The 24,353-nt window shown below is 59.2% G+C and carries 22 protein-coding genes and 2 pseudogenes; all 24 read left to right on the top strand.

The features are described from left to right. Window positions 1-14 precede the first annotated feature (14 nt). The 24 genes and pseudogenes from nifH (at window position 15) to AOQ71_RS04110 (ending at window position 24,347) form a co-directional block, all read left to right on the top strand. Window positions 15-941, top strand: a complete 927-nt coding sequence (nifH, locus tag AOQ71_RS04230) for a nitrogenase iron protein (protein ID WP_057742294.1) — start codon at window positions 15-17, stop codon at window positions 939-941. 13 nt (window positions 942-954) lie between these two features. Next, window positions 955-1,695 (top strand): nitrogen fixation protein NifQ, encoded by a 741-nt coding sequence (locus AOQ71_RS04225; protein ID WP_083513922.1) that lies wholly within the window; start codon window positions 955-957, stop codon window positions 1,693-1,695. Between the two features lie 11 nt (window positions 1,696-1,706). After that, window positions 1,707-2,345: a Fur family transcriptional regulator gene (locus AOQ71_RS44730; RefSeq protein WP_162268311.1), complete on the top strand. Its 639-nt coding sequence runs from the start codon at window positions 1,707-1,709 to the stop codon at window positions 2,343-2,345. Continuing rightward, entirely contained in the window at window positions 2,330-3,505 is a 1,176-nt protein-coding gene (nifV, locus tag AOQ71_RS04215; protein ID WP_057742256.1) for a homocitrate synthase, read from the top strand. The genes AOQ71_RS44730 and nifV overlap by 16 nt, the downstream gene beginning before the upstream one ends. 110 nt (window positions 3,506-3,615) lie before the next feature. Further along, entirely contained in the window at window positions 3,616-3,948 is a 333-nt protein-coding gene (gene nifW, locus AOQ71_RS04210) for a nitrogenase stabilizing/protective protein NifW (RefSeq protein WP_057742286.1), read from the top strand. Between the two features lie 370 nt (window positions 3,949-4,318). Then, entirely contained in the window at window positions 4,319-4,516 is a 198-nt protein-coding gene (locus AOQ71_RS04205) for a hypothetical protein (protein WP_057742252.1), read from the top strand. Window positions 4,517-4,626: 110 nt separating this feature from the next. Beyond that, window positions 4,627-5,739 carry an electron transfer flavoprotein subunit alpha/FixB family protein gene (locus AOQ71_RS04200; RefSeq protein WP_057742246.1) on the top strand — a complete coding sequence of 371 codons (1,113 nt, stop codon included), beginning with the start codon at window positions 4,627-4,629 and terminating at the stop codon, window positions 5,737-5,739. Between the two features lie 12 nt (window positions 5,740-5,751). Beyond that, complete coding sequence (locus AOQ71_RS04195; protein WP_057742243.1) at window positions 5,752-7,059, top strand: FAD-dependent oxidoreductase; 1,308 nt, start codon at window positions 5,752-5,754, stop codon at window positions 7,057-7,059. Window positions 7,060-7,097: 38 nt separating this feature from the next. Further along, window positions 7,098-7,394, top strand: coding sequence for a ferredoxin family protein (locus AOQ71_RS04190; RefSeq protein WP_057742240.1), 297 nt, complete (start codon window positions 7,098-7,100; stop codon window positions 7,392-7,394). Window positions 7,395-7,559: 165 nt separating this feature from the next. Then, window positions 7,560-8,372, top strand: a complete 813-nt coding sequence (locus AOQ71_RS04185) for a class I SAM-dependent methyltransferase (RefSeq protein WP_057742235.1) — start codon at window positions 7,560-7,562, stop codon at window positions 8,370-8,372. A gap of 1,245 nt (window positions 8,373-9,617) precedes the next feature. Further along, complete coding sequence (locus tag AOQ71_RS04175) at window positions 9,618-10,103, top strand: hypothetical protein (RefSeq protein WP_063958183.1); 486 nt, start codon at window positions 9,618-9,620, stop codon at window positions 10,101-10,103. A 1,261-nt stretch (window positions 10,104-11,364) separates the two neighbouring features. Then, window positions 11,365-12,690, top strand: coding sequence for a DUF3422 family protein (locus AOQ71_RS04170; RefSeq protein WP_057742227.1), 1,326 nt, complete (start codon window positions 11,365-11,367; stop codon window positions 12,688-12,690). A 1,015-nt stretch (window positions 12,691-13,705) separates the two neighbouring features. Further along, window positions 13,706-14,797 (top strand): hydrogenase small subunit, encoded by a 1,092-nt coding sequence (locus AOQ71_RS04165; protein WP_057742222.1) that lies wholly within the window; start codon window positions 13,706-13,708, stop codon window positions 14,795-14,797. Window positions 14,798-14,818: 21 nt separating this feature from the next. Next, window positions 14,819-16,600 (top strand): nickel-dependent hydrogenase large subunit, encoded by a 1,782-nt coding sequence (locus AOQ71_RS04160; RefSeq protein WP_057742216.1) that lies wholly within the window; start codon window positions 14,819-14,821, stop codon window positions 16,598-16,600. A gap of 18 nt (window positions 16,601-16,618) precedes the next feature. Continuing rightward, window positions 16,619-17,347, top strand: a pseudogene (cybH, locus tag AOQ71_RS04155) (Ni/Fe-hydrogenase, b-type cytochrome subunit); the annotation flags it as partial. After that, window positions 17,321-17,950 carry a HyaD/HybD family hydrogenase maturation endopeptidase gene (locus tag AOQ71_RS46600; protein WP_205668196.1) on the top strand — a complete coding sequence of 210 codons (630 nt, stop codon included), beginning with the start codon at window positions 17,321-17,323 and terminating at the stop codon, window positions 17,948-17,950. The pseudogene cybH and the gene AOQ71_RS46600, both read left to right, overlap by 27 nt. A gap of 30 nt (window positions 17,951-17,980) precedes the next feature. After that, a pseudogene (locus AOQ71_RS04145) lies at window positions 17,981-18,268 on the top strand (HypC/HybG/HupF family hydrogenase formation chaperone); the annotation flags it as partial. A 323-nt stretch (window positions 18,269-18,591) separates the two neighbouring features. Further along, window positions 18,592-19,398, top strand: a complete 807-nt coding sequence (locus AOQ71_RS04140; protein WP_057742214.1) for a hydrogenase expression/formation protein — start codon at window positions 18,592-18,594, stop codon at window positions 19,396-19,398. Beyond that, window positions 19,395-19,559, top strand: coding sequence for a hypothetical protein (locus tag AOQ71_RS46595; RefSeq protein ID WP_205668194.1), 165 nt, complete (start codon window positions 19,395-19,397; stop codon window positions 19,557-19,559). Before AOQ71_RS04140 ends, AOQ71_RS46595 begins: the two co-directional genes overlap by 4 nt. Next, the gene (locus AOQ71_RS04130) at window positions 19,556-20,653 is read left to right on the top strand and encodes a nickel-dependent hydrogenase large subunit (protein ID WP_057742211.1); all 1,098 of its coding nucleotides are present in this window, start codon (window positions 19,556-19,558) and stop codon (window positions 20,651-20,653) included. Before AOQ71_RS46595 ends, AOQ71_RS04130 begins: the two co-directional genes overlap by 4 nt. Then, window positions 20,646-20,987 (top strand): hydrogenase maturation nickel metallochaperone HypA, encoded by a 342-nt coding sequence (gene hypA, locus AOQ71_RS04125; RefSeq protein WP_057742208.1) that lies wholly within the window; start codon window positions 20,646-20,648, stop codon window positions 20,985-20,987. Before AOQ71_RS04130 ends, hypA begins: the two co-directional genes overlap by 8 nt. Beyond that, window positions 20,987-21,871 carry a hydrogenase nickel incorporation protein HypB gene (gene hypB, locus AOQ71_RS04120; protein WP_057742205.1) on the top strand — a complete coding sequence of 295 codons (885 nt, stop codon included), beginning with the start codon at window positions 20,987-20,989 and terminating at the stop codon, window positions 21,869-21,871. The genes hypA and hypB overlap by 1 nt, the downstream gene beginning before the upstream one ends. Further along, window positions 21,868-24,129, top strand: a complete 2,262-nt coding sequence (hypF, locus tag AOQ71_RS04115) for a carbamoyltransferase HypF (RefSeq protein WP_057742200.1) — start codon at window positions 21,868-21,870, stop codon at window positions 24,127-24,129. The genes hypB and hypF overlap by 4 nt, the downstream gene beginning before the upstream one ends. Further along, on the top strand, window positions 24,129-24,347 hold the full coding sequence (locus AOQ71_RS04110; protein ID WP_057742198.1) for a HypC/HybG/HupF family hydrogenase formation chaperone: 219 nt from the start codon (window positions 24,129-24,131) through the stop codon (window positions 24,345-24,347). The genes hypF and AOQ71_RS04110 overlap by 1 nt, the downstream gene beginning before the upstream one ends. The last annotated feature ends 6 nt before the right edge of the window (window positions 24,348-24,353 follow it).

Below are 24,353 nucleotides of genomic sequence, written 5' to 3'. Positions count from 1 at the left end.
CGATGGAGAGCAACATGTCGTCACTGAGACAAATCGCATTTTACGGCAAGGGCGGTATCGGCAAATCGACCACATCACAGAACACGCTCGCAGCGCTTGCCGAGATGGGTCATAAGATCTTGATCGTCGGCTGCGATCCGAAGGCCGATTCGACCCGCCTGATCCTGCATGCCAAGGCACAGGACACGATCTTGAGTCTCGCGGCGAGCGCCGGCAGCGTCGAGGATCTCGAGCTCGAGGACGTCTTGAAGGTCGGTTATAAGGATATCCGCTGCGTCGAATCCGGGGGTCCGGAGCCAGGCGTCGGGTGCGCAGGCCGGGGCGTCATTACGTCGATTAACTTCCTGGAAGAGAACGGCGCCTACGAGGACATCGATTACGTGTCCTACGACGTGCTCGGCGACGTCGTCTGCGGCGGCTTTGCGATGCCGATACGCGAAAACAAGGCGCAAGAGATCTACATCGTGATGTCTGGCGAGATGATGGCGATGTACGCCGCCAACAACATCTCCAAGGGCATTCTGAAGTATGCCAATTCCGGCGGCGTGCGGCTTGGCGGCTTGATCTGCAATGAGCGGCAGACCGACAAGGAGCTGGAGCTGGCGGAAGCGCTCGCCAAGAAGCTCGGCAGCCAGCTGATCTACTTTGTCCCCCGTGACAACATCGTCCAGCATGCCGAGCTACGCCGCATGACGGTGCTGGAATATGCGCCGGACTCCAAACAGGCGGAGCACTATCGCAATCTCGCGTCCAAAGTCCACAACAATGGCGGCAAGGGCATCATCCCGACGCCGATCAGCATGGACGAACTTGAGGATATGCTGATGGAGCACGGCATCATGAAGCCAATCGACGAAAGCCAGGTCGGAAAGACCGCTTCCGAACTCGCCGCAATTTCGGCATTACATAGTAAGGGCCCCGCAAAAAGGCCGGCATTATAATGAGGGCCTAACGATGGAGTTGTCGGTAATTGTAACGGAGGAGCGGCCATTCGATGCGATCTCAATTCCGTCGGGCGGCCTCCCCGCTGATAGACGGCAGGCCGGAATCGAACTCTACCGTCTTCTAATTGGCTGCGATCCGGCAGACGCCGACGTCAGTGATAACGCAGATTTTGATCGGCATGTGCTCGCCTCAGTTCTTTGCGCCGCTGTGATGGATGGCGGACCACTTCCCGGCGGGGCGGGCCTGACCACGGAGGATCTCAATAAGCTGCTGGCGCGGTGTTTCTCATCAGCGCCCGTACGCAACCTCGTCTCGACGGAAAACGTCGTTCCGACCAGCGACGAGGAGATCATGGTGCGTGACCTTCTGCTTGCACAGCGATCGACGGAGGGCGAGACCAGCCGCTGGTTGGCAGCCATGATCGCGCGGCGAGCGATGGAGCCGAACCATTTGTGGGAAGATCTCGGGTTGCGCGAGCGGCTTGAGTTATCGCGCCTTTTGGCGCGTCATTTTGCACCCCTGGCAGCGCAAAATACCAAAAATATGCGCTGGAAGCGCTTCTTCTATCGCAGATTGTGCGAGGAGGAAGGATTGGTCATGTGCACGACGCCTGTGTGCACACAATGCAACGATTTCAATCACTGTTTCGGCGAGGAGACCGGCGAGAGCAGGATGGCGGAGCGCCGCCGCGACTATCTGCGCGGAGTGGAGGTCACGTCGGAGCCACCAGCAATCCGCAGGCGCAAGTGAAAAGATTATGGATGGGCTTTCCGCCAACAGCCTCGCAGGACCGCCGGCGGCTGCGCAGGCTGAACTCGCGCGACGGCTGTATCGGACGTTCCGCGAAAGCGTACACGCGGCGGCTACGAGAGGTTGCCGTGCGGTCGACGCGCCAACGCGCACTGCTGGCTCAGTTACTCTCCGCAAGGGCCGATCGCCATGTCACCGCCGAAATGCTGTTCAACGAGGCGATCGAAGCCAACATCAAGCTATCGATTGCGACCGCATACAACACGCTAAATCAGTTCGCGAAAGCTGGCTTGCTGCGCCGAGTCATGCCCAACCGCTCAAGACTGTTCTTTGATACCGATACCAGCATACATCCGCATTTCTATCTCGTCGGCGAAGGCATTTTGACCAATATTCCCGGAAAGCTCCTGTTTGCGCAGATGCCGAAGGCCCTGCCGGCCACAGGATTTCTCGGCTCGACGTCATCATTTACATCCGTAGGACAGTCGACATGTGATGCGTCGCAAGTCCTACATTGGTGTGTTTATGACCAACCCAGTTACTGCCTTGAAGCACTTTCATTTCAGGAGGCTGCCTCACCGGTACGCGTGGCACAGCCGTTGCTCACGATTGAGCGGGGAAGGCGGAAGCCGCCATGGCCTTTGGAGTAACCGTGTCTGGAAAGTTGCAGACAAGACAGATAGTCCTGAATGACACCACATTACGCGACGGCGAGCAGGCTCCCGGCGTGGCCTTCACAACAGCGGAAAAGCTATCGATTGCACGTGTGCTAGCAAGCGCCGGGATCACCGAAATCGAGGCCGGCACGCCGGCAATGGGCTATGAAGAAGTCAGCGCGATCCGCGCAATTGTCGAAGCTAGCTTAGAAGCGACAATCATAGCCTGGTGCCGGATGAAACGTTCTGATGTCGACGCAGCAATCGAATCTGGCGTCGCAATGGTTAATATTTCGGTCCCATCCTCCGACCTGCAAATAGCCGCCAAGCTCGGCATCGGTCGGGTCGCCGCGCTCGAGCAGCTGAAGCGGATCGTGGGCTACGCTCGCGACAGGGGGCTCGATGTCGCGGTCGGAGGCGAAGACTCCTCGCGCGCCGACGTCAACTTCCTAATCGAGCTCATCACCGCGGCAAAAAACGCCGGCGCTCGGCGCTTCCGTGTCGCTGACACGCTCAGCGTGCTCGATCCCGATGCGGCCTTTGCGCTGGTGGCGGCGCTGCGTGCCAACACAGACCTCGAGATTGAATTCCACGGCCACGACGACCTGGGCCTTGCAACCGCCAACACGCTCGCCGCAATCAAGGCCGGTGCAACGCATGCCTCAGTCACTGTGATCGGCCTCGGCGAGCGGGCTGGGAACGCGCCGCTGGAAGAGGTCGCAGTTGCGCTCAAACAACTGTATGGACGCGATACCGGCGTCGTGCTGCCGGAACTCGAGAATGTCGCTGCCCTCGTCGCGGCCGCCGCCGTCCGTACCATCCCGCTCAACAAAGCGATTGTCGGCGAGCACGTCTTTACGCACGAATCCGGTATCCATGTCGATGGTCTCCTGAAGGATCAGCGCAGCTATCAGGCGCTCGATCCACAACTGCTCGGTCGCTCCAATCGATTTGTAATCGGCAAACATTCGGGGATCGCGGCGATCACCGCGCTGCTGTCCGAATTGCGGCTTTCCGTCAGCGCCGAGGAAAGCAGGGTGATTCTTGCGCGCGTCCGCAAGCATGCCGTTGAGCACAAGGGTGAGGTGGGGCGCGAGACCGTGATGACGATCTGGCGCGAGCTCTGCGAGCGCTCCCTGCCCAAGGGGGCGTAAGGCCGCCATGTCCAAAGTAGTCGTCATCTCTGTTCTCGAACGCGTAGCCAGGACCGCACGTCAGTGCCTTGGGCTCCGATGACGAACATGTGGTAGAAATACGGATGGAAATGATGTCAAACGGTATCCTTTATCAATTAGGCAAGGCCGCAGCGGCCGAGGAGTTTTTTGAGCTGCTCGGTGTCAAGTACGATCCAAAAATCGTCAATGTGGCGCGGCTCCACATCCTGCGACGCATGGGGCAGTATCTCGCGGCTGAAGACTTGAATGCTGCAACCGATGTGGAGGTCGCTGAACGGTGTAAAGCCGTACTTGAGCGGGCATACGCCGACTTCGTAGCCTCCTCTCCAATCGATCAACGCGTTTTCAAGGTTCTGAAGGAGGCCGTCGCACCACGGCCGAAGAAAGCGCTACCCCTCGTGAAACTCGACAGGTTGAAGTGATGACGCTTCACTTCACCTCGCTTTCGTTCGCTGCCTCTTCGGTCTTCCCGGGCGGCGCGGCTGCTGCGGGAAGGTGCGAGTCCGGCTTTGCTCGAAGGGGTGTCGTGATTGCGACCTTCCGAATTGCGACGTCATGCTAACCCTCCTTGTCGTGGCTAAGTTCGCCTGTGGACGAGCATATGCGTGGACTTAATGCCGCTGTTCGGTTTCCGACGTATGGTCGCCGAATCTTTTGTCGCGTCGGGCCCCGGCCGGCCGAGGGGAATGCCGCTGATTTTGTAAGCCTCTGTATTAACACCGAAATTCGAGTGCCCGCCCATTTGGTACGACACTTGCTGACTGGATTGGCAGCAAAGCCTTGGAGAAGCGCATGCACATCGTCGTCTGCATTAAGAAAGTTCTCGTTTCCGCGCAGATGAGCGTGCACGCTGTGAGCAAGACCATCATGCCTCAAACGGGAAAGTCCGACCTCCAAGATCTGTTTGCATTCGTGCCGTGCGACCTCCGTGGCTCGCCGCCTGTGCCGAACGCTAATTTGGGCCGGGGTTACACAGCAAGACTGTTCTAATCGAAGTTCGGCGAGCAATTCGGGGAGTGCCCCTCGGGCGCCAAACGAACTCCGAAAAGCCGATCTCGCGATTTTGGCGCACGGCTAGTATAGCAAGGAAGACTAATACCATGAGCAGTACCCCCAAAAGCCGCGCTCCGGCCGCCGCCTCTGGCCGTGCCGCGACCAAGAAGGAGTTGCCCGAGCGCTTTAAAGCCTACAAGCACGTTTGGGTTTTCGTCGAGCAGGAACGCGGGGTTGTGCACCCCGTGTCCTGGGAACTCATGGGCGCCGGCCGTAAGCTCGCCGACAAGCTCAAGGTTGATCTTGCTGCGGTCATCATCGGCCCGCAAGGTGAGGCGACACAGCAAGCGGCTGCGCAGTCTTTCTGCTACGGTGCTGACCTCGTATACATGGTTGCCGACAATCTCTTGGCCGACTATCGCAACGAGTCCTACACGAAGGCTCTGACCGACCTTGTCAACGGCCACAAACCGGAAATCTTACTCTTGGGGGCGACTACGCTCGGCCGCGATCTCGCGGGCTCGGTCGCAACTACGTTGCTTACGGGACTGACTGCCGATTGCACAGAGCTGGATGTCGATGCCGACGGTTCCCTCGCCGCGACGCGCCCAACCTTCGGAGGCTCGCTACTCTGCACGATCTATACGCTGAACTTTCGTCCGCAGATGGCAACCGTCCGTCCACGTGTGATGCCGATGCCAAAGCACGTCGCGCGGCCGGCCGGCCGAATTATCACCCAGTTACTCGGACTCGTCGAAGACGACATCGTCACAAAAGTTCTCTCTTTCCTGCCTGACCGCAACTCAGCAAAATCTAACCTTGCTTATGCCGATGCCGTTGTCGCGGGCGGCCTTGGGCTCGGATCACCGGAGAATTTTCAGCTGGTGCACCAGCTGGCGATCGCGCTTGGGGCCGAATACGGCAGTTCGCGGCCGTTGGTACAGAAGGGCTGGGTCACTTCCGATCGCCAGATCGGCCAGACGGGCAAGACGATCCGACCAAAGCTTTATATCGCCGTCGGCATTTCGGGGGCGATCCAGCACCGAGTTGGCGTTGAGGGCGCCGACCTCATCGTTGCTATCAACACCGATAAGAACGCGCCGATTTTCGATTTCGCTCATATAGGCATCGTCACCGATGCCATTCATTTCTTGCCGCCGCTCACCGCCGCGTTCCGCGAGCGGCTGTCGCCACATTCCAGCGATCGGATAGCAGGTTAAAGGAGTACGATCATGATCGAGGAAAAATTCGATGCCATCGTTGTTGGCGCGGGCATGGCCGGCAATGCGGCCGCGCTCACTATGGCCGAGGGTGGCATGAAGGTGTTGCAGCTCGAACGTGGCGAGTATTCGGGCTCAAAGAACGTGCAGGGCGCGATCCTCTATGCCGACATGCTCGAGAAGCTGCTTCCCGATTTCCGTGAGGACGCCCCGCTTGAGCGGCATTTGGTCGAGCAGCGCTTCTGGATGATGGACGATCGCTCGCACACCGGGTTGCATTATCGCTCCGAGGATTTCAACGAGGACAAGCCGAACCGCTACACCATCATCCGCGCTCAATTCGACAAGTGGTTCTCGCAAAAGGTTCGCGAAGCGGGCGCCACAGTACTATGCGAAACGACAGTCACCGACCTGGCACGAGACTCCGATGGCAAGGTTATCGGTGTAAGGACCGATCGCCGCGATGGGGAGATCCACGCCGACATCGTCGTGCTGGCGGAGGGCGTCAACGGCATGCTCGGCACGCGGGCTGGCTTGCGCGAGCGGCCGAAGCCCGAGAAGGTTGCGCTCGCAGTTAAGGAAATGCACTTCCTGCCGCGCGAGATCATTGAGGCGCGTTTCAATCTGAAGAGTGACGAAGGCGTAGTGATCGAGGCCGTAGGCACGATTTCTCGCGGCATGACCGGCATGGGCTTTATCTACGCCAACAAGGAATGCATCTCGCTGGGTATAGGCTGTCTGGTCGCCGACTTCCAGCGCACGGGCGAGACGCCTTACGGCCTGCTCGATCGTTTCAAACGGCATCCTTCGGTCGCCCCCCTTATAGAAGGCTCCGAGGTGAAGGAATATTCTGCTCATCTGATCCCAGAAGGGGGATTCAAAGCGATACCGCAACTCTACGGCAATGGCTGGGTCGTGATCGGCGACGCCGCGCAGCTCAACAACACAATTCATCGCGAAGGCTCAAATCTCGCGATGACCTCGGGCCGGATTGCGGCCGAAGCGATTCTTCGGATCAAGTCGCGCAATCAACCGATGATCCCGCAGTACCTGGCGCTCTACAAGAAGATGCTCGACGAGTCCTTCGTGATAAAGGATCTAAGGAAGTACAAAGACATGCCGGCGCTGATGCACACTCGCTCGCAAAACTTCTTCCTGACCTATCCGCAGCTCGTTTCCAAGGCCATGCAGAACTTTCTGCGCGTCGACGGCACGCCAAAAATTGAAAAGGAAAAGCTCACGCTTAGATCGTTCACCAGCGCACGCTCGCGGAGAGGTCTATTTGGCGATGCCTTTCGCCTCGCGCGCGCGTGGCGGTGAACGGAGAAGCAGGAAGTGCCAACGACGGAGACCGAATTATGTCGATCGAACTAGCCATGCGTGTCGAAGATAAGCTATTCAATAACCGCTATCTCGTCGATACCGGCCGCCCCCACATCAAGGTGCGGCCGCATGCCAAACCATCGCCGCAGCTTTTGTCGATGTTGAAAGCTTGCCCAGCGCGCTGCTATGAGCTCAGCGAACAGGGCCAGGTCGAAGCCACCGTCGACGGCTGCATCGAATGCGGCACTTGCCGGGTCATTTGCGAGGAGAGCGGTGATATCGAATGGAGCTATCCGCGAGGCGGCTACGGCGTGCTATTCAAATTCGGATGAAGCAAAGTGGAAGGTTTCCCAGAGAGGGGGCGATCCTGCAGCTATCACCGAGGTTCGAGGCGTCTTCCCCGAACTATCCGAGGGCTATGAGAGCATGATCGGGTTTTCGGCGAGGCCCCCTGCACACGATCAGAGCAGATCTAACTAACATCGCAGAGGATTGTGATGCGGACAGAAGATCTCCCCTCCCACGTTCTAAAGGGTGGAGAGGAGGAGCGGGCGCGTCTTGCAGTGGTTGCCCGGGTGCTGGCGGAGCCGACACGCTTGCTGCTCGATCGATCCGAACCGCTCGACGGGTGCACCGCCATCGATGCAGGCTGCGGCGGTGGTGATATCACGTTCGAATTGGCAAAGCGGGTTGGCAGAGCTGGCCAAGTTTTCGGTCTGGATCTCGATGAAGACAAAATCGTTTTAGCACGAGCGGAGGCTAAGCGGCGTGGCATCCCAAATGTGGAATTCTGCCGCGCAGATGTTACACATCATTGGCCGGTGCGGGGGGTATCAGTGGTGAGTGTTCGGTTCGTCCTTACCCATCTCGTCGATCCTGGTAAGGCGCTCAAACAAGCCTACGAGGCGCTCCGACCTGGGGGTATGATCGTGGTCCAGGATATCGATTGCGACGGCGAGTTCTGCGATCCGCCGTCGGCTGCATTTCGTCGCAAAGGCGAACTCTTCATTGAAGCCGTGCGCAAGCGCGGCGGAGATCCCTTCATTGGCCGTAGGCTCGTCGCGCTCCTCGAAGCCGCAGGCTTCTCTGACGTTCACTCCTCAATGGTCCAGCCTTACGGGGGCGAGGGTGACGTCAAGCGGGTACCATTGCTGACTTTCGCCGCAATTCGCGACGCGCTGATTCAGCTAGGGCTCACCAGCATCCAGGAGATCGGCGGCATTACGGCCGAGCTCGAAGCGTTCCTTGATCGGCCTAATACGACTGTCGGCCTACCGCGCATCTTCCACGCCTGGGGACGAAAGCAGTGAAGCTTGTGGCTGCCGTTTGCGAACAAGACGAAGTTTCGGCTGAGTTTTCTCATCAGCGTATATGCACACAATCAAGCACGCGAGGATAAGGGCGTGAAGTCGGTGATAGATGAGGAGTTTGCTGCCTTGCGCAGTCATCGGGACCGCATTCATCGTTATCGCCGTTTACTTACAACGCAGCCAACGGGACTCGAGCGCCAGGATCTCGAGCGACGTCTGTACGAAGAGCGTTGTGCTTTCGATGCCCTAATAGCCAGTAGGTTCCCGCTCGTTTTCAATAGTCCGCTTGTGGCTGATCGGGAGAAGTCCGTTTCAGTCACGACGGAGGAGTGTGACTAAAGCCGCCCGGCCCCTCCGCCGTTGTCTTCGTTACCCCGATGATGCACATATCGCAAGCCAAGGCGTTGTGGTGTTCGCAGGATTGTTCGCCTTGCCGAGCCGACGCCGCTAGCTATCCTTCGACCTGATAGCTGAGCGTATCATCGTGCGTCTCGTGGCCCGCGTCGCGTTTGACATCTGAGGGCTCTGCCAGAGGTCAAACGCTGTAAGCAAAGTACGAGTCTTCGTAGTGGTCAAACATGTGGGCTTCACGACGCTCGACTTTCACTGAGAAGTAGGAAGACGTGTCGTGATCAAAACCGTTGTATGCCCCCGAGCCGTTCGGCACGAGGGTGAAATATGAATCCTCTCCGTGGTGATAGACGTTCGCTAACTCGCCATCAACGTAGCAATGGCCGATGTAGCCATATCCACTAACTCTGCCGTTCCGAACGCAGACGCTGATGCTATTGTATGCGCTGGTCTCGACTTCCTACACCCCGGTGACAAGACGCCCGAGACTGTCAGCCAAAGCGACCGCAGCTGCGGCCACCCGAATACAGGGTTTCACGTTGCCTCCTTACTGATTGATCGGAGAAACCTGAGGCGAGCAGTGGCTTTGATGCTCGCCCGAAGACGCGCCGTGCCCACCTCTACATGGCGCGGTGATCTCGTGCCGCGAGAAGCAAGCAGTATGCCGAACCGGAGCTGAAGCGGCTGCAAGCATTCCGAAGGACCGCGCTCGAAGAATCTGGCGTCCGAGCCATGCTGCGCCGAATTGTCGACGTGGCAGTGATAAACGCCTGAGGCGGCGGTGGTCCTCACCCAGGAATGTGAGGAGGACAATCCCTTCCGAAGAGGGCTTGAATCGGACGTTGCGTCAGGTTGTACCAGGGGCGAAAGCCCTTTCCAGAGGACTAAACTAAGATGACGCAATCCTTCCTTGCTACGATACTATGTTCCGTATTCGGTTTGATTGGGATGGCCGGAGTTTCGCTCGCTGGTCCAATCGGAGGCTACGACTGCGCCATAATCGCCACAGCTCGATACGTAGTGGGTGATCGCAATGAACACGACGTCGTTAGCTTCCAATATACGTGCAACGGCGCCGATGGGGTATTCAAAAATGCCGTGGTTACAGCAATATCTGTCGTGGAGCTCGATAACGAGGAGGGAACGTTTCTGGGTTCGTTTAATCTTCACCGCTCGCCTGATGGTTTTGCAGCCGAGCAGCTTCTAGAAGGCATCGGCGACATCGTCGTAGAGGGCGACAACGCCGTTGGAATTGAAGCGTACGGTAAGACGTCGTTTAAATTCGCATCCGGTGCCTTGGAGTGTCTCGCAGAGAAGACTGTCAAGTTCACGGCCAAGCCCACGGGTTTTGGAAAATTCAAGCTGGAGTTTATGGACTGATCGTTCGTCAACAAAAGCTGGCGGCGTTCTTGTGCAAACGTCGCGTTATGTAGCAGAATCTCTCTGACCATGCCCTTCTTGTTTAGCTTGATCTGTCGACCGGGACGCTGAACCACCGCACGACAGATGCTCCTACACATAGAGCGTGAGCCTTAGAGGGGGAGCTGTGTGTGCGACATCCAATGCTTCTCGTATTGAGCTGCTGGCACGTCACAGGAGTTAGGTATATCCGTAGGTGAGGCTGTGCTGTCCACCGCCGTTCCGCGGGGTCGCAAATTCGCAGCGGTCCAGAACAAGCTTTCGAGGGGAGGCATGTTAAAGCCGACTCAGGTGCAAGGCGCTCCATATTTCGCGCGCCCTTAAGCCATCAAAGTGGCAATGGCCGCGTTAGGATATTGATCGTTTCTGATACGACAACTCCAAAGCGTCAAACCAACACATCGATTGCAGCTAGAAACGCCCGGTGCCGTGCCCTGGGACGGGATGCCCTTTGTGCGACCAATCAAGCCCAATTCGCTCAAGAGGGAACGAATGTCGCGGCCCGAGGCGCCTGTTCAGATGCCGTGAAGCGTTACGCGCTCCTGCGTCATCCAACAAGCGGAGATCGGAGCAGAGGAATGCAGGTCTGAACCTCCGACAATTCGCTGACCTACCCCGCTGAATCGCATTAAAAGCCAACAATGAGCGATGACTTATCCGGCGAGACATAGCCACTACCGCCGCCTGAACCAATGATCCGGTGCGAGCGCACCTGGCTTGCGAGAACCGCGCGGATCCTTTTGTTCGATGTCGTACATCTGGGTTCCCCGACCGCGAACGTGCCGATGTCAACAAGTCATCAATCCGTCGGCAGACGCGACATTGTGCCGGAAAGGCAACACGCGTGTTCGTGTATCGCACTGGCCCAAATCCTGCACCGCACAAAAAGCAGGACGCCAAGGCTTACGAAGCGGAGGCCTATTTGAAACTCTACGTATCAAAGCGACGATACCGACGCGGCTCCACTGCTGGTGAGCAATGGCGGCAGTTCGCCGAAGAGGCTGGACGGCGCAAAGCTGATGGCCCCCATGATTTCAGCAGAAGCCTCGATGACCTCATTCGAGATCGATTGGCTGGCGCCGAACTGGGGCGCGCAAGGACTCCTTCGCGAGCTGAGGAGCGTCAATCTCCCCTTGATCGTTTGCTAGCGGGTCTACCGATTTGGCGCCGCCGACGATGCGGCTGGCGGTGATACTGGACGTTGCGCGCTTGGGAGATATCGATGGTCGACCAATTGGATTTGGCATCATTCAAGCTGCATCCCGAGCGGGAGGCCGTACTCGGCGAAGTGCATGCACGCCCATTTTCCGGTCTAGTTTCTTCGCTTGGGATGGTGCGTTTCGTGTTTCTCGCGAAGGGCGAGGATGCCGCAAGCGATCGCCGCCGATTTATCGACTTCTGTCGGGAGCGCAATGTAACCCCGCCAGAGCCATCGGCAAAACATCATCAGATCGGGTTAGGACCGGTGGTGCTACGCTGGGAGCAACATTCGGAATTTGCAACGTTCACTTGGATCTGGAGTACCGCGAACGGTTCAGCCGCCCGTCAATTCGGCGACGTCTGTGACTCCGCTCAATCATTGATCCGTGCACTATCGCAAGCTGGAGAACTACTCGCCGCGATCAAGTTAGAGGCAGAGCAGGGCGATTGTCCGATCGAGCGCGCCGAACAGATTTTTGACAAAAATAGCCTCGCGATGGTCAACGTCAAGGACGGGGCAGGCCTTGTAGCCTCCGACTTTCGCGCTGACGACAAAGGTTTCACGAGAATTCTAGTCTGTGATCGCGGACTGACGCCGCCCGATCTCGGTGCGCTGGTGCAACGCCTGTTAGAAATCGAAACCTACCGCTCCCTAGCGCTGCTCGGTCTATCGACTGCGCTCGAGCTTGCGCCATCGGTCGATCGAATCGATCGCCGCCTCGTCGAGGTCCTCGAAAAGATGCAGGGCGCGGAAGGGCTAAAAGTCAACAACCATCTCCTTGAGGAATTGACGGCACTGGCAGTCTCGTTCGAAAGAGACGTGACCGGCAGTTTGTTCCGCTTTGGTGCCAGCCGAGCGTACAACGAGCTCGTGCAATCGCGATTGTCGATCGTTGAAGGTGAGGGCGTCGCGGGTTATCCGACTTGGTCGTCCTTCCTGGCGCGCCGTATGGCGCCTGCGATACGAACCTGTGCGACGATGGAGGAGCGTCAGGCAAATTTATCGGACAAGCTGGCACGCGCCGCGGATTTGCTACGAACACGCGTGGATGTCGAGATCGAGCAACAGAATCGCGACCTTTTGAGATCGATCAACGAACGGTCGAGGCAGCAGCTTCGCCTGCAGTCCACAGTCGAAGGATTGTCAGTCGGGGCCATTGGATACTATGTGGTCAGCCTGTTCGGCTATCTCGCGAAAGGCGCTCACGATGTTGGGCTCCACGTAGAGCCCGCGTCCGTAACCGCGGCTTTCGTGCCGATCGCCGTCGGCGTGATTTGGCTGGTTAGTTACAATATTCGGAAACGACACCTCAAGCCAGAGGACGCATCGTCCAGAGCTCGCGAATAGAGTTTTCTGAGACAATATCGATCGCGCGTTCCTGCAGCTTGGCGAGCCCGGCGAGAGGATATTCTACGGTCGCGGCCCGCCCTTGCGTGCTGGCTTTTGAAAGACGATAGGTTTGGTCGGTAACTCTCATGAGAGGTGTCCTCTAGCTAGTTGCCTGTTGAAAAGCGGACAATTGCCGGACCGAGTGCTAAAAGTTTCTCGAACGCCGGACAGCACTGGATTCGACAGTTCGATAACGCCCAACAGACGTAGGACCATTCGGTCGGAGATTTCGTCGTAGCGATGAAGGGCGTGTTCTGGGCACTGAAGCTAAGCGTATGCAGGCTGTAGCGATGTGCAATGTGGACGCCTTCGAGCGTGATCCCGATAAGCGCTGCTTGCCTAAATGCGGCCTCCGTCTGGCACGCTGCTTGCTCTGCCAGACACACAACATCACCAGGCCCCCCCCATGGTGGTGTTGGGGCGGACTCGGCGTATCCCAGGTCCAGGCGTCGGGGCCGCCCCGCTGCGCATGTTCGGGTATAGGCGGAGATACACCTCTGCACAGCCCTAATGTTGATTGCACCACATCTCAGAGAATTTTGATAGAGATTCGACCCACACAGAGCCGATACCGTTCACATCGGCAAGCCAGAGTGTCGGTCGTTTAGAACGTCACTGCCGTCTGTAAAAGGGGCCTGCAGTCCCGTTCCATGGCGCATGCCAAGCCGCCGATTTGGAGGAGATCAAGCAAGGGACGTGAAGCAAAGTCGCCATTCATATGGCTGACCGCGTAGTTTTCCCGCGCCAAGATATCCTTGCATCGCCTGCATGACCAATGTTGGGATCGGCCGATTGCCATTCGCCGTGCTCGTTTGTCGTGATTCCGACGTCGTCGTGCGCCTATGATTTGGTCGACCAAATTCCTAACAAACGGGAACGTCTTCAGTTCGCGCACACACCGAGCCATTGGCCTGCTTCTTGCTGTTCGCTTCATCGATAACTTCATCAATCGGCATAATCGCTGGGGAGGCTCATGGGAGCAGCGACGGAAACGTTCTATGGCGTGATCAGACGGCAGGGTATCACCCGTCGAAACTTTCTTAAATTTTGCAGCCTGACCGCGGCAAGCTTCGGGCTTGGGCCGCTGGCCGTTAGTCGCATTGCGAATGCGCTTGAAACAAGGCCACGCATACCTGTGATCTGGATGCATGGGCTCGAATGCACCTGCTGCTCCGAGAGCTTTATCCGCTCCGCCCATCCCTTAATGAAGGATACAATGCTGTCGATGATCTCGCTTGACTATGACGACACCATCATGGCCGCCGCTGGCCATCAAGCGGAAGCGATCCTCGAAGAGACCCGTGCCAAACATAAGGGGCAGTATGTGCTCGCGGTCGAGGGCAATCCACCGCTGAACGAGGGCGGCATGTTTTGCATTCACGCCGGCAAGCCATTCGTCGAGAAGTTGAAGATCATGTCCGAGGACGCGATGGCCGTCATCGCCTGGGGTTCCTGCGCTGTATGGGGCTGCGTTCAGGCGGCCAGGCCCAATCCGACGCAGGCAACACCCATCGACAAGGTCATCACCAACAAAACTATCATTAAGGTGCCGGGTTGCCCGCCGATCGCGGAAGTGATGACTGGCGTTGTGACCTTCATGGCCACCTTTGGCAAGCCCCCCGAACTCGACCGGCAGGGCCGGCCGAAGATGTTCTACTCGCAGCGCATCCACGACAAATGCTACCGACGCGCGCATTTCGACGCAGGCCAATTCGTCGAGGAATGGGACGATGAGGCGGCGCGCAAAGGATATTGCCTCTACAAGATGGGCTGTAAGGGGCCGACCACGTACAACGCCTGTTCGTCGGTGCGCTGGAACGGCGGCGTCTCCTTTCCGATCCAGTCGGGTCACGGCTGCATCGGCTGCTCAGAAGATGACTTCTGGGACAAGGGCTCGTTCTACGACCGCCTGTCCAACATCAAGCAATTCGGCATCGAAAAAAATGCCGACCAGATTGGTATGGCGGCGGCCGGCGCCGTCGGCGCTGGGGTCGCCGCACATGCGGCGGTGACAGCTTTTAGGCGCTATGCCACCAGACGGGAAGATACGAACCGGCGTCACTGAGTGTTTTGAGGTAAGGCAAGAGTGGACCTTCACACCCCAGACGGGTTCAAGCCCGGCAAGCGCATCGTGGTCGACCCTGTGACCCGGATCGAAGGTCATATGCGGATCGAGGCCAATATCGACTCCGACAACGTGATCCGCAACGCGGTCTCCTCAGGCACAATGTGGCGCGGCATCGAAATCATCCTGAACGGCCGCGATCCGCGCGACGCCTGGGCCTTCACCGAGCGGATCTGCGGCGTCTGCACCGGAACGCACGCGCTCACCTCGGTCCGTGCGGTTGAGAACGCGCTGGGCATCACCATTCCGGAGAATGCCAACTCGATCCGAAATATTATGCAACTCTGCCTCCAGGTGCATGATCATCTCGTGCATTTCTATCACCTGCACGCGCTCGACTGGGTCGATGTGATGTCGGCATTGAAGGCCGATCCAAAGGCGACCTCGGTGCTGGCGCAATCGATCTCGTCCTGGCCGTTGTCCTCTCCCGGCTATTTCAAAGACCTCCAGATCCGGCTGACAAAGTTTGTCGAGTCCGGTCAGCTCGGTCCGTTCAAGTACGGCTATTGGGGGCATGCCGCCTACAAGCTGCCGCCGGAAGCGAACCTGATGGCGGTCGCGCATTATCTGGAAGCGCTCGATTTCCAGAAGGACGTCGTCAAGATCCACGCCATATATGGCGGCAAGAATCCGCATCCAAACTGGCTGGTCGGCGGGGTGGCCTGCGCGATCAATGTCGATGGCACCGGCGCGGTCGGCGCCATCAACATGGAGCGATTGAATCTCGTCTCGTCCGTCATCGATCGCTGCATCGAGTTCACCGAAAAGGTCTACCTGCCCGACATCGTCGCGATTAGCTCCTTCTACAAGGACTGGCTCTATGGCGGCGGGCTCTCTGGCAGAAGCGTGATGGCCTATGGCGACATTCCGGAGAACGCCAACGACTATTCTGCGAACAACCTGAAATTGCCGCGCGGTGTGATCATCAACGGCAATCTTAACGAGGTGCTGCCGCTCGACCATGCAGATCCCGAGCAGATACAGGAGTTTGTCAGTCACTCCTGGTACAAATATGACGATGACTCCAAGGGCCGACATCCCTGGGACGGCATCACCGAGCCAAACTACGTGCTCGGTCCCAATGCGAAGGGCACCAAGACCGACATCAAGGAGCTCGATGAAGGCGGCAAGTATTCTTGGATCAAGGCTCCGCGGTGGCGCGGAAATGCCGTCGAGGTTGGACCGCTCGCCCGCTTCATCCTGGGCTGCGCGCAGAACAAGCCGGAATTTAAGGAGCCGACCGAAAAGCTGCTTAAGACGCTCGGCTTGCCGGACAAGGCCTTATTTTCTACTCTCGGCCGTACCGCAGCACGCGCACTGGAATGCCAATGGGCTGCCAACCAGATGCGGTATTTCCAGGACAAGCTAGTGGGACGCATCAAGGCGGGCGACTCTTCGACCGCCAACATCGACAAATGGGAGCCGGAGAGCTGGCCGAAGGAAGCAAGGGGCTATGGCTTCACCGAGGCGCCGCGTGGCGCGCTCGCGCACTGGATCAAGATCAAGGAGACTAAGATCGACAACTATCAGTGCGTGGTTCCAACCACTTGGAATGGATCGCCACGGGATCCCAAGGGCAACATCGGCGCCTTTGAAGCGGCGCTGATAGAGACGCCGATGGCGGCTCCGGAACAGCCCCTGGAGATCCTACGCACGATCCACTCCTTCGATCCCTGCCTTGCGTGCTCGACCCACGTGATGAGCCCGGACGGTCAGGAAATGGCAGCCGTCATAGTCCGGTAAAGAGGCAGGAACCTCATGATGAATACAGCTAAACGTCGGGCGGAGACCGAGCTGGCCTCTGCCCCAATCGCGGTCGATGCCGCTGGCGAACAAGCCGCCGCTCGGTCCCCTATCTATGTCTACGAAGTGCCGGTGCGGATCTGCCACTGGGTGAATGCGCTGTCAATCGTGTTTCTTATGGTGAGCGGCTATCTGATCGGCACGCCGCCGTCGATGGTCGCGGCGTCCGGCAAATTTGTGATGGGCTACATTCGGTTTGCTCATTTCGCGGCGGCGCAGGTGCTCGCGATGTTCTTTCTCGCCCGTATCCTATGGGCCATCTTCGGGAACCGTCACTCACGGCAGATTGTCTACATTCCGGCGCATCGCAAGCAGTTCTGGAAGGACATATTGCACGAGATTCGTTGGTACGCCTTCCTGGAACACAAACCGAAGGTGTATGTCGGCCACAATCCCCTGGCGCAGACCGCGATGTTCACGGGCTTCACCTTGTTGGTCCCCTTCATGATCATCACAGGTTTTGCGCTCTTTTCAGAAGGCGCGGGGATCGACAGCTGGCAGCACGCGATGTTTGGTTGGGTGTTCGCCCTTTGGCCGAACAGCCAGGACGTTCACACTTGGCATCGTCTCGGCATGTGGGCACTCACCATATTCGTGATGGTCCATATCTATGCCGCCGTCCGCGAAGACATCATGTCGCACCGGAGCATCATCTTCTCGATGATCTCGGGTGTACGTCAGTGCCGTTCCAACTGGGGAAGCGGAGTGGTGCCGACATGTTCAAAGCCAAGGCGCGTCCTCTTGCTCGGAATCGGCAACATTCTTTGGGCAGATGAAGGATTTGGGGTACGTGCCGTGGAAGAATTTCATCATCGCTACGTCGTACCCGATGAGGTCACAATCCTGGACGGCGGGACGCAGGGGCTCCACCTCGTAAACTATCTTCAGGACTCCGACCACCTAATCGTATTCGACGCGATCGATTATGGCCTAGAGCCTGGACAGTTGAAGCTCGTGCGCGACGAGGAGGTGCCGCGTTTCACCGGCATTAGGAAGATGAGCCTGCATCATACTGGATTTCAGGAAGTTATCAGTGCGTGTGACCTGCTCGGGCATTGCCCAAAACATCTCGTGTTGATCGGTTGCCAGCCGCTTGATCTCGATGACTGGGGTGGACCCCTGACGCCGGCAGTGCGTAATCAAATTAGCCCTGCGGTCGAGCTTGCCAGATTTATTCTCGTGGAGTGGGGCGTGCGGGTGACGCCGCGCATCACACCATTAGGGGAATCTGAATGGTTGCTCGCCAATGGTATCGATCACCAGCGTTACGAAATGAGAGCGCGAACATGAACGGATCGCGAGTTGTCGGAGACGTCGCAGATGTGTCTTGGCTTACCAATGACGGTTATCGAAACCGACGGTATCTCTGCGCTTTGCGAGTTTCGCGGAAAGCAGCGTCGTGTCTGGGTATTCTTGCTCTCCGATCCGATTGCCTCCGCCAAGGTGCTTGTCCATGTCGACACTGCGATCCGGCTCTTGGATGATGAAGAGGCGCAGCTAATTGGCGATGCTATTGATGGCATCGGCGCAGCGCTCAACGGCGACGATTGCGACTGCTTCTTCGCCGACCTGATCAACCGTGATCCGACATTGCCCGTGCATCTACAGCGCGATCAGGCCTCTGGCCACCTTCGACATCCTAATACGAGCCACGAAGCAAGCACCGACCGTAAGACAACGACTGCGAGGTTGGAAGACAAGTTTGTGATCTAAAAAGATGACTATCAGTCGTTCATGACAGCCATCGTTTCCAACTAAAACTCGGCTTTGTCGGACAATTGATCTGGCTCAGATCTGGAGGATTGATGGATTTCTGCCTCGCACGACGCGGCCGGTCCGCGCTCGATATCACTGCTCTTGATCGTTCTCCACTCTTGTCCCGTGAGGCAGGTGGGGGTTTCTGCACAGCGGCTGACGAAAAGGAGCAGGCGATGCGCACCGGGAAGAGTCCGAGCGCAGCGGGGCACAGCCGGAGCGCCGCGGGCGCATTGCCAGAGCTTGCCAAGCTCGATGTTGCCGAGCTAGCGAAGAGCTGCCCGAATGCTATCGAGCTCCTGTCGAATATAGCTGAAGCCATCGCGAGCCAGAAGGTAGATGCGCCCACGCGGCTGTTCCGGCTTGACGATCTCAACCATCTCGAACGCGAGCTCGTCGCCGGCATCATCGGTGAAGGCGAGGTAGCCGGCGTCGTCGCGCTACCGGGCGGATCGCTGGTGCAGATCCGGGAGGCGGTGTTCGCAGGCCTATGGCGCGTGCGGATCCAGACCGATTCTTTTCACGAGTATCTTGAGATCGGAGCGATCCCAGAGATCGTGAAACGGGCAGCCGCGGATCTGACAATCGCGGACTTCAAGATCGGCCAGCCGCCGCAAGGCGCCATGAACGTGCTGCCAGTGCTCGCCGAAATCCGCGCGCGGGCGCTTGCCTGGCGGCCTGGTATGCCATCGGGGATCATCAACCTCACGCTGCTGCCGATGAGCCCGATCGACATGAGCTTTCTACAGGAGACGATCAGGAACGGACCAATCCAGCTTATCTCGCGCGGTTACGGCACCTGCCGCGTGCTCGCGACCGGAATCCGCAATGTCTGGTCGGTGCAGTTCTTCAACGCCATGGACACCATCATCCTCGATACGTTCGAGGTAGGCGGCATGCCGACGGTCGCTGTCGCAGCTGACGAGGATTTCGAGGATTCGGCCGAGCGGCTTAGGGAAACTATCGAGGCCTATTTCAAATGAAGAAGGTTGATAATTTCGGCGTGCGGCAGGATGTCACTGAGCTTACGCCGCTCGAATGCAGCATCTGCTGGACCGCCTATGACCCCGTCGGCGCGTTCGCGACAAGCGCGTTCGACGGCCGTAACGTCCCCTGCGGTGTCCTGACGGAGCAGCGCGCATGAGCCTCGCCTTCCGGAGCGAGATCGAGATCACGGTGTGGCTCGCCGGGTGCTCGATTGTCGACGTTGCGATCCTACCGCGCAGCAGGCCGGCCGTCATGCGCCTGTTTGCGGGCAAGCCAGCATCGTCAGTGCTCTCAGTGCTGCCTCGGCTGTTCTCGCTTTGCGCGGTCGCGCAGCAGGTGGCCTATCTGTCGGCGGTCGAAGCTGCGCGGGGTGAAGACGCCGCCGCGGAGACGGTGCAGCGCCGCGTTACCGCAGTCGTTGCAGAACGATTGACGGAATTGGTGCGGGGCCTGTTCGTCAGGCAGCTCGCGTTTGACGGCACCGGCGCTGAGGCGGTGCGCGCGCTGATGCATGCGGCCACAGTTCTTGGCGGCGTCGCCAGCGAAGGTGCAAGAGAGGGAGCGATGCGCGAGGCGGTGTCGCAGATCAAGTCCGCGGTGACCGCGCTCGGAACCACGCGCGAAACTCAATGTCCGGAACCAGGCCGTGCACCGGCGGCGGCGCACCTTGCACGCTTCAATGCCCAGGCGCTGTCGCTTCCTGCCATCGAGCAGTCATTCCTGTCGGTTGCTGATGATCCCGACGTCATTGCGCGGTTGCTCACCGAGGGAGCGAGCTTTTCCGGCGCGCCCGAACTTCACGGTCGGATTCCGGAGACCGGCGTCTGGGCCCGCAGGGGCGGCCGCGAGCAGATTTTGGCGCTGGATGCTGGCCCAGCCGAGCGCCTCAAGGCGCGCCTCGCCGAAGTGGCTCGTCTCCTCGCCTGGCTTGACGACGCCGAGCGGGATCTCGAGGACGGCGTTATCGCCAGCTATTCCCTCGGTAACCAGAGGGGAGCGGCCGCGGTCGAATGTGCACGCGGCCGACTCTACCATGCGATCGAGCTCGACGACGAGGACCGCATCGTGCGCTTCCAATTACTGGCGCCGACCGAATGGAATTTCCACGCGCGGGGGCCGCTGGTCCAGAGCCTCAAGGGCTCGCGGCTCGCCGCCGGCCCGCGCGGACAGGACGCGGTTCGTACTTTCGTCGGGTCGTTTGACCCTTGCGTTAGCTTCAACCTCAATTTCCACGAGGCCGGCCGTGCATGAGATGGCGCTGTGCCAGGGCATCATTGGGATTGTCGAGGAAGAGGCGCGAAATCGCTCGTTCTCGAAGGTGAAGACCGTGTGCCTCGAGATCGGTGCGCTCAGCCACGTCGCACCGGAGGCGATCAAATTCTGCTTCGAGGCGGTAGCTGCGCGGACCATCGTGCAGGGCGCAAGGCTGGAGATCATCGCGACGCCGGGGATCGCATGGTGCATGGCTTGCTCGATGAGCGTCGAGATCAAGCAGCGTTACGAGCCGTGTCCAACCTGCGGCAGCTATCAATTGCAGGTGACCGGCGGTGAGGAAATGCGCGTGAATAAATTGGAGGTCGCCTGATGTGTACGGTCTGCGGTTGCAACGACGCCAAGACGTCCATCGAGTGCGTTCGTGATGCGCATCATGAGCATGACAACGATGGTCGTCATCACCATCATGCCCGGCATGATCATCCTCACGGGGGCGGATACCACGATCATGAGCACGACGTCGCCGGGCTTCTCGATTGCAGCGCCAAGCCCGCGGGCCAACAGATCGCGGGCATGAGCAGCGACCGTATCATCCAAGTTGAACGCGACATTCTTGGCAAGAACGACCACCTCGCCGCCGAAAACCGCACCCGCTTCCACGCCGACGACGTACTTGCTTTCAACCTTGTCTCGAGCCCCGGCGCCGGCAAGACTTCGCTGCTGGTCCGCGCCGTGTCCGAGTTGAAGGACAGCTTTCTGATCGGCGTGATCGAAGGTGATCAGCAGACCTCCCACGATGCAGAGCGCATTCGCGCTACTGGCGTGCCGGCCATCCAGGTCAACACCGGAAAGGGCTGTCACCTCGATGCCGGCATGGTCGCTAGGGCCTATGAGCGGCTGCGCCGGCTTAACGGCGGCATTCTCTTTATCGAGAACGTCGGCAACCTTGTTTGTCCCGCGGCGTTCGATCTCGGTGAAGCCTGCAAGATCGTGGTGCTTTCGACCACGGAGGGCGAGGACAAACCGCTGAAATACCCGGATATGTTCGCCTCCTCTTCGTTGATGCTGATCAACAAAATCGATCTCGCGTCGGTGCTCGATTTCGATCTCCCCAGGACCGTCGAATATGCGCGGCGGGTCAACCCGAAAATTGAGGCGCTGACCGTGTCGGCGCGCACAGGGGAAGGGCTTCCGGCCTTTTATGCCTGGATCCGCAAGCAGGCGGCCAGGATAGGACCGGCCGCGGCGGAATGACAATGGTGGACGAAGCCACAGCCCGCGATAGACGACGGCTGCGTCTGCATGTGCGCGGCGCCGTACAGGGCGTCGGCTTTCGTCCCTATGTCTATGGTCTGGCCAGGCGCTATCGCCTCGGCGGCTTCGTCGCCAATGATCCGCATGGCGTCGTCATCGAGGTCGAGGGCGCGCGCGCATCGGATTTCGTGACCGCGCTACCGCTCGAAAAGCCGCCGCTGGCACGGATCGACGAGATTTCAGTGCAGCCGGTCAGCGCGGCGGCGAGCGAGGAGTTCTGCATTCGCGCCAGCGAGCAGGGCAGGGTGTCGACGCGGATCGTCGCCGACGCCGCAACCTGCCCGGCGTGCCGGGGCGAGCTGTTCGATCCGGCCAGCCGGCTCCATCTCTATCCCTTCATCAGCTGCACCCATTGCGGGCCACGCCACACCATCACCGAGCAGCTGCCATATGATCGTGCGGCCACCGCAATGAAGCGCTTTACCATGTGTGAAGCCTGTGCCGCGGATTATGCCGATCCCAACAGCCGCCGCTTCCACGCCGAGGCGATTGCCTGCCCGCAATGCGGCCCGAGGCTTAGCCACCCCGTTGCGGAGATCGCGGCCGCAATTGCAGTGGGGAAGATCGTCGCGATCAAGGGGCTCGGCGGCTATCAGCTCATCTGTGATGCGCGCGACAACGAGGCCGTAAAACGCCTTCGGAAGCGCAAGCAGCGCGATCAAAAGCCCTTCGCCATCATGGTCGGCTCAATAGACTTGGTTGCCGAGATCGCCGCTGCCAATGCTGCCGAGCTGGCGTTGCTCCAGACGCTAGCGCGGCCAATCGTGCTGATGACGTCGCGTCATCGTCTCGCGCCTGCGATCGCGCCGGGGCTGTCGCGGGTCGGGGTTATGCTGCCGGTGATGCCATTGCACTATTTGATTTTTGATGCGCTGAAGTCGAGCCATCCGCAGGACGGCAAAAGCTGGGCGATCGTCACAACCAGCGCCAATCTCAGCGGCGAACCGCTGCTGACCGACAACGACCAGGCGAGGCGGCGCCTCGCCGGCATCGCCGATCTCGTCGTCACCCATGACCGCGACATTGTCATTCGTGCGGACGATTCCGTCGTATCTGTCGTGGCCGGGCGGACCCAGTTTATCCGCCGCGCCCGCGGTTACGTTCCAGAGCCCGTGCGCCTCCTACGATCCGTTCCGTCGATCCTTGCCGTTGGCGGTAGCCTGAAATCGACCGTAACGGCTACGCGCGGCGACGAGGCCTTCGTCTCCCAACATATCGGTGATCTCGACACAGCGGAAGGGGTCCGCTGCTTAGAAGAAACAGTGCATCAACTGCTTTCAACGCTCCATGTTGAGCCGGTCGTCGTCGCGCATGACCTGCATCCGAATATCGCCTCGACCCGTTTTGCCGAAGCGAGCGGGAGGAGGCTGGTTGCGATTCAGCATCATCATGCCCATGCAGCGTCCGTGATGGCCGAACATCGCGTCGAACGTCCTGTGTTGGCGCTGGTGCTTGACGGGTTCGGCTATGGCGGCGACGCCGGCAATTGGGGTGGTGAGCTTCTGCTGTGCGAAGGGGCGCGCTTCCGCCGGCTCGGACATCTCGCCACACTCAAGATGCCCGGCGGCGACCGCGCCGCGTGCGAGCCGTGGCGGATGGCAGCGAGCGTGCTACACGGATTGCAGCGCGGCGACGAGATTCCGCGCCGCTTTGCCGCGCAGCCGCAAGCGGTGCGTTTGTCCGCCTTGCTGGATCAGCGCGACGTGCCGATGACGACGAGCGCCGGCCGGCTGTTCGACGCCGCGGCAGGACTGCTTCGGCTTTCCCTGGTGCAGAGCTACGAGGGCGAGGCCGCGATGAAGCTGGAAGCGCGTGTTCGCCAGCCCCGCGTTGCCAGGGACGGCTGGGTGATCGAGAACGGCGTGCTCTCACTGTCTCCGTTGCTCGAACGGCTGGCGAGCGATGCGCTCGATCCGACCGACGGCGCCGAACTGTTCCACGGCACGTTCGCGGCCGCCTGTGCCGACTGGATCGTTCGTATTGCGCGGAAGACCGGCATCATGACCGTCGCCTTGAGCGGTGGCTGCTTTCTCAATGCGATCCTGAGCGCCGAGATCGAGCGGGGCTGCCTCGCAGCCGGTCTTACGCCGCTGCTGCCCCGCCAGGTGCCGCCCAATGATGGCGGCCTGAGCCTGGGGCAGGCCTGGATCGCCGCGCTCCAACTCATCGAACACCAAGGCCTGGAAGGAACCGCCTGATGTGTCTTGCCATACCTGCAGCAGTAACAAAAATTTTGCCTGACGAGATGGCCGTCGTCTCCATCGATGGCGTCGGCAAGGAGATTTCCGTTGCCCTGATCGAGGATCTCGCCGTCGGCGACTACGTGATCATTCACGTCGGTTATGCGCTCACCAAGATCGACCCCGAGGAAGCCAGACGCACATTGGATTTGTTGCGCGAGCTCAGCGTCGAGTGACAGGGA

The sequence above is a fragment of the Bradyrhizobium manausense genome, assembly GCF_001440035.1.
Lineage (GTDB): Bacteria > Pseudomonadota > Alphaproteobacteria > Rhizobiales > Xanthobacteraceae > Bradyrhizobium > Bradyrhizobium manausense.
This window is presented reverse-complemented; position numbering and strand designations above follow the sequence as displayed.